Source organism: Streptomyces sp. NPDC050263 (genome assembly GCF_040655955.1).
GTDB lineage: Bacteria > Actinomycetota > Actinomycetes > Streptomycetales > Streptomycetaceae > Streptomyces.
Genome location: NZ_JBFAKW010000232.1, coordinates 1 through 6,034 on the forward strand (window position 1 = coordinate 1; position 6,034 = coordinate 6,034).

Annotated in this window: 6 protein-coding genes; all 6 read left to right on the forward strand. The window is 68.0% G+C overall.

Going from position 1 to position 6,034, the window contains the following annotated elements; all coding sequences use genetic code 11:
• The first annotated feature begins 173 nt into the window (after window positions 1-173).
• Complete coding sequence (gene arr, locus AB0J04_RS45090) at window positions 174-584, forward strand: NAD(+)--rifampin ADP-ribosyltransferase (RefSeq protein ID WP_363174538.1); 411 nt, start codon at window positions 174-176, stop codon at window positions 582-584.
• A gap of 535 nt (window positions 585-1,119) precedes the next feature.
• Entirely contained in the window at window positions 1,120-1,980 is an 861-nt protein-coding gene (locus AB0J04_RS45095; RefSeq protein WP_363174539.1) for an ABC transporter permease, read from the forward strand.
• Window positions 1,977-2,774 carry an ABC transporter permease gene (locus tag AB0J04_RS45100; RefSeq protein ID WP_363174540.1) on the forward strand — a complete coding sequence of 266 codons (798 nt, stop codon included), beginning with the start codon at window positions 1,977-1,979 and terminating at the stop codon, window positions 2,772-2,774. Before AB0J04_RS45095 ends, AB0J04_RS45100 begins: the two co-directional genes overlap by 4 nt.
• A complete protein-coding gene (locus AB0J04_RS45105) occupies window positions 2,767-3,582 on the forward strand; it encodes an ABC transporter ATP-binding protein (protein WP_363174541.1) in 816 nt (271 codons plus the stop codon). The genes AB0J04_RS45100 and AB0J04_RS45105 overlap by 8 nt, the downstream gene beginning before the upstream one ends.
• Before the next feature lie 61 nt (window positions 3,583-3,643).
• Complete coding sequence (locus tag AB0J04_RS45110) at window positions 3,644-4,600, forward strand: ABC transporter substrate-binding protein (protein WP_363174542.1); 957 nt, start codon at window positions 3,644-3,646, stop codon at window positions 4,598-4,600.
• 140 nt (window positions 4,601-4,740) lie between these two features.
• A complete protein-coding gene (locus AB0J04_RS45115; protein WP_363174543.1) occupies window positions 4,741-5,967 on the forward strand; it encodes an FAD-dependent monooxygenase in 1,227 nt (408 codons plus the stop codon).
• Window positions 5,968-6,034: the final 67 nt, after the last annotated feature.

Consider the following 6,034-nt stretch of genomic DNA (forward strand, 5'->3'; position numbering starts at 1 on the left):
CTCGTACTGGACGTACTTGGGCTTTCGGCCGGTGCGGCGAGAGTGCGTGCCGGGCGTCGCGACGGGGCGAACGTTGCCTGCCGCGGCACTAGCGGTGGCTGCTTGACGACTTAGGTCCGTGCGATGTCTGGATAACTCGCCGTCACGACAGTTTGGTTTGCTAGCCTGTGGCGATGGACGAGGCGTTGGACGAGGGGCCGTTCTTTCACGGCACAAAGGCCCAGCTGCGGGTGGGAGATCACCTCACCACCGGTTTCCGTTCCAACTACCGGCCTGAAATCGTGATGAACCACATCTACTTCACCGCGTTGCGCGACGGCGCGGGACTCGCCGCCGAACTCGCCGTCGGCGGCGGGGCCCCGCGAGTGTACGTCGTCGAACCGACCGGAGAGTTCGAGAACGATCCAAACGTCACCGACAAGAAGTTCCCTGGCAATCCCACCCGCTCTTATCGCAGCAGGGAATCGCTCCGGATCGTTGGTGAGGTCACCGACTGGACGCGCCAGACACCCGAAGCTCTCCAGATGTGGCGAGACCGGCTGGCCGCAATCCGTCTGGATGACCGCGCTGAAATCATCAACTAAGGGCAATCCGTTGCGTTAAGCATTGTCCCGTAAATGATCGACGGCGTGCTGGCTGACCTGCTTGTCTTCTCGGGCACCCGGCGAGGGTGAGATTGTGCAGGCGGGCGATACCGAGCATGGCGTGATGGACGCCGTCGCGGCGTTGAAGAGGCGGTCGGCGTGCAGAGCGGACCGTGGCCGTCTACTGTAAGAACCTGCTGCTGAAACCGACATACCAAGGTATGAGCGGCTGGATTGTGCGGAGCCCGGAGCCCCGGGGATGGGGGAGTCGGCATTCCCAGCGGACATCGGACACATCACTGCGGTAGGGACGGCGAATATTCACGCCTTACCCAACGACCCTCAACGCCGCCAGTCACACAAACATCCCAGAGCACCTACTACCTAGATCAGATGCCCTCCGAGTCCGGATGCCGACCATGTTCCCCAACCTCCCTACCGGGCTGGGGAATTGATCTCCGTCCATGGGATTGAGCATGGACACTGCTAGACACTACCGTCGCAAGTACATCGGTCGGGGGCGGTGGAGGCGGACATGACTACGGTGCGCGGCTCTGACTCCGCGAGCCGACCGGTCCGGCGTGCCGAAGACACGACAGGCGCCGCGCGTGACGCCGGTGCGTGGCGCAGGCCGGTGCGGGCTGCCAAGGGGATCGGGGGTGTTGTCGGGGCCGTCTGCGTCTGGGAGATCCTGCGCGCCACCTCGGTCCTCCCGGAGACCAACGCTCCGTCCGTGGGCGCGATCTCGTCCGCGCTGTTCAACGAGATCAGCGAGGGTTCGCTTGCCACGGCCGCGGCGCAGACCACGTACGCGTGGGCCGTCGGCTTCGCCACCGCGGCGTCGATCGGCGTACTGCTCGGCACGCTGGTGGGACTTTCGCAGTGGGCGGATGCGGCCACCGGGCCGCTCTTCAACTTCCTTCGGCCGATTCCGGCGGTGGCGCTGGTACCGGTGGCCATCGTGCTGCTGGGACTCGGGCTGCGCATGCAGACCTTTCTCATCAGCTTCGCCTCGGTGTGGCCGGTGGTGTTCAACACACGTTACGGCGTGCGGAACGTGGATCCTCTCCACCTCGACAGCGGGCGGATCCTGGGACTGCGCCGGCTCGCTCTCGTCCGGCGCGTCGTCCTGCCCGGCGCATTGCCGGCCGTCTTCACAGGACTGCGGCTGGCCGCGTCCATCGCGGTGGTCGTCACCGTGGTGAGCGAACTGGTCGCCTCCGGTACCGGCCTGGGGCACTATGTCGACCTGCACCAGCAGGTCGGCGACATGCCCGAGGCGTACGCGGGGATCGTCGCCGCCGGGACGATCGGGTATCTCGTCAACGCCGCCGTTCTCGCGGCCGACCGCCTGACCGTCCGCTGGCGCGCCATCACGGTGGGAGGCGACCGGTGAACCGCGTCCAGGGTCGGTCCCGCGGAGTCCGCCAGGCTCGCCGGGCCGTCGGCGTACTGACCACCCTCGCGGTACTGGGTATGTGGGAGGCGGTGGGGCGATCGGGCTCCGTCATGTTCCTGGAGCCCTTCTCCGGCGCCGCACGCGGAGCCTGGGACCTCGTCTCCGGCCCCGGTCTGCGCCAGGACGTGCTGCCGTCGGCCACTCGTACCGTGGTCGGCTTCTTCGTCGGATCGTCGCTCGGCGTCGCAGCCGGCCTCCTGCTCGGTCACTTCCGTGCACTCGACCCGTGGGTACGCCCGGTCCTGGAGTTCCTCAGGGCCGTGCCTCTCCCCGCCGTGCTCCCCGTGGCGGTGCTCGCCTTCGGTCCGAACTCCGGTACGCGGGTGGGCCTGATCGCGCTCGGAGCCCTGTGGCCCGTCCTGCTCAACACCATGGACGGGGCTCGGACGGTCGACGCGGGTTTCGTGGACGCGGCGCGTGCGGCGCACGTCGGACGGTGGCGGGTGGTGAGCCGGGTGATCTTGCCGGCCTGTCTGCCGCAGGTCTTCGCGGGTCTGCGGATCGCCCTCGGCATCTCACTGATCATGATGGTGATCAGTGAGATGGTCGCCTCGACGAGTGGTCTGGGCTTCTTCATACTGCAGGCCCAACGAGCGTACGCCTTCCAGGACATGTACGCCGGCGTCCTCGTCCTGGGCCTGCTCGGTGGCCTGTTCACCCTGTTGTTCACCGTTGTCGAGTACCACGTGCTGGCCTGGTACGAGGGACAGAAGGGAATCGGCCGTGGCTGAGGGGGATCTCGCCCGGGACACCGGGGCGACGTCCGGGCGCAGTGTGCTGGAGGTGGACCGGCTGGCGAAGGTGTACGCCGCGTCCCGCTCGTCCGCCACCGGCACCGAGGCGATCGCCGACCTGACGTTCAGCGCCGCCCGGGGTGAGTTCGTGGTGCTGGTCGGCCCCTCCGGATGCGGCAAGACGACACTGCTGCGCTGTCTCGCCGGACTCGACAGGCCGTCCTCCGGTGCGATCCGGCTGGACGGGCGGGCCGTGCAAGACGTACAGCATTCCCTCGCCGTGGTCTTCCAGGAGTACACGCGCAGCCTGTTCCCCTGGCTCTCCGTGCGCCGCAACGTCGAGTTCGGGCTGCATGCCCTGCCCCGCCGGGAGCGCACCGCACGGGTGGCCGACTCTCTGGGGCACGTCGGGCTCACCGAGTTCGCGGACCACTATCCGTGGCAGTTGTCCGGGGGCATGCAGCAGCGCGTGGCGATCGCCCGGGCCATCGCCTCCCGGCCGTCCTATCTGCTGATGGACGAGCCCTTCGCCTCCGTGGACGCCCAGACCCGTGCCCAACTGGAGTCCATGGTGCTGGATTTGTGGCGTGAGTTCGGCTGGACCGTCCTGCTCGTCACCCACGACATCGACGAGGCGATCTTCATGGCGGACCGGGTGCTGGTCCTGTCACGGCGTCCCAGCCGAGTGCTGCGCACCGTGACGGTGGACCTCGATCGGCCCCGCGATCAGGTGGAGACACGGGCCCTCCCGGAGTTCCAGCAGTACCGCAAGGAGATCTTCGGACTCATCGGCACAGCGGGATGAACGTCCACCCGCGCTCCCACTTCTGTCCCGGCTGAACAGCCCGGGTACATAGGAGGCACTCGTGAAACGGTTCCTGCCCGTGTTGCTCGCACTTCCCCTGCTGCTCGCCACCGCTTGCGGTGACGACTCGCCCTCCTCCTCCTCGTCCTCCGGAGGCCTCACGAAGATCACTGTTGCCAACGCGGCGGTGATCAACTCCGCCTCCTTGGTACTGGGCGTCGAGAAGGGTTTCTTCCGCTCTGAGGGCCTGGACGTGAAACTCAAGGACACCCCGCCCGCTTCGACACAGGCCGCCGTCGTCAGCGGCGACGCGCAGTTCGGCTTCACCAATGTGCCGGCCATCCTCGTCGGCGCCTCCAACGGCCTTCCGGTGCGGATCGTGGGCCCGGCCGGCAAGTTCGCCCGCGACAACGACAAGGTGCACATCCAGGTCGTCGTACCGAAAGACTCCTCGGTCCGCTCCGCCAAGGACTTGGAGGGCAAGAAAGTCGCGGTGGACACCCTCTACCAGCTGCCCCACCTGAGCTTCATCGTCTCGGCGCGGAAGACCGGTGTGGACACGGACACGATCAAGTTCGTGGAGACGCCGTTCTCGGCCATGGCCGACGCGCTCGCCAAGGGCCAGGTCGACGCCGCCGACCTGGCGGAACCCTTCCTGTCGGCAGCACTGCAGAAGGGAGACCGCAGCGTCCTGTCCAACGGCTCCGGCTTCGAACCGGAGACCGTGCAGACCATGTGGATCACCTCCGCCTCGTACCTGGCAGGGAACAAGGCCACGGTCGACAAGTTCACGCGGGCGCTGAAGCAGTCCAACGCATACGCCGCCACCCACGACACCGAAGTCCGACAGGCCATCACCACGTACACGAAGACATCCGAGCAGCAGAGCAAACAGCTCCTGATGCCGCACTTCTCGGCCACGACGGACCGCGACAACTTCCAGACGTACCTCACGACCATGAAAGACCTGAAGGTCATCAAGAACGACGTCGATCTGGACGAACTCTTCATCAGGTAGCCCCGCTGCTTCGGTGGACGTGGTGTTTTCGAGGTCGTCCCCGAGGCTCACCATCGGCGGCGGGGTCCCGCGGAGGTCTGCCGAACCCGTTCCCCGTGTGCCGGCCATGTGCCGAGCGCCCGAATTGAGGAGCCGTGAGGATGACAGCGTCCACTGCCGCACCGCCGAGGATCGCCGTGCTGGGCGGCGGTGTCGGTGGCCTCGCCACGGCGGGGTTCCTGCGCCGCGCTGGGCTGCCGAGCACCGTGTACGAGCAGGCCCCCCGTCTCACGGAGGTGGGTGCCGGGATACTGGTGGCGCCGAACGCCGCCCGTCAGCTCCGCAGACTGAAGGTGCTCGACGTGTTCCGCGAGCGGGCGGTGCGGCTCGACACAGGCTGGGAGTTCAGGCGCTGGCGGGACGGGACGGTCCTGTCCTCGGAGGACCTGTCAGCCGCCTGTGAACGGCTCTACGGCGAGCACACCTACACCGCGCACCGGGCGGACCTGCTGACCGCCCTCCTGTCATCCGTGCCGGACGACAGCGTCCGGCACGGTCACGAATGTATCGGCCTGGACCACGAGGGCGACGCGCTGCGGCTCCACTTCACCCATGGGAGACAGGCCGAGGCCGACGTCGTGATCGGCGCCGACGGGCTCCACTCCGTCGTGCGCGGCACGCTCTTCGGCACATCACCCGCGACCTACTCGGGTCTCTGCGCCTTCAGGGCCCTGGTGCCCGCCGAGCGGGCCCCGCGCTTCGCCCGCCGCCAGGCCCAGACGCTGTGGATCGGTCCCGACCACCACCTGGTCCACTACCCGGTCTCAGCAGGTGCGCTGGTCAACCTGGTTGCTGTCGCGCCCGCGGGCGACTTCACCGGCGCGTCCTGGGCGGCCACCGCCACTGTCGCGGAGTTCCTCGCCGAGTTCGACGGCTGGGACCAGCGGCTGACGGATCTCATCAGCGCCGCCGGTACGCCCGGCCGCTGGGCGCTGCTGGACCGGGTGCCCCTGTCCCGGTGGTCCGAGGGAGGAGTGACTCTGCTCGGTGACGCCGCGCACCCGATGTTTCCCTTCCTCGCCCAAGGCGCCGCCCAGGCGATCGAGGACGCGGCGGTGCTGGCCCGGTGCCTGGCCGCCGGCATCGACGACCCGCCCGCGGCACTGCGCAGATACGAGCAGCTGCGCCTGCCACGCACCACCCGGCTGCAGAGCGTCAGCCGCGACCGCGCGCACAGCAACCATCTCCCGGACGGCACCGAACAGCTGGCCCGCGACAAGGCCTACGCCCGGCAGGACCCGCTCGTCGCCAATGGCTGGATCTACGCATACGATCCCGACGCCGAGCTGGGCGACTTGGACGCCGCTTACGACGTGGTGCGCGACTGAGGTCGGGGTGTGCCGGCCTGGCGGGTTGGCTGGTGGGCGATCACCGCTCGGCGGTGCGGTCGGAAAC

Coding starts and splice junctions, on each gene's coding strand:
- arr (WP_363174538.1), top strand. CDS start 174: ATGGACGAGGCGTTGGACGAGGGGCCGTTCTTTCACGGCACAAAGGCC.
- AB0J04_RS45095 (WP_363174539.1), top strand. CDS start 1,120: ATGACTACGGTGCGCGGCTCTGACTCCGCGAGCCGACCGGTCCGGCGT.
- AB0J04_RS45115 (WP_363174543.1), top strand. CDS start 4,741: ATGACAGCGTCCACTGCCGCACCGCCGAGGATCGCCGTGCTGGGCGGC.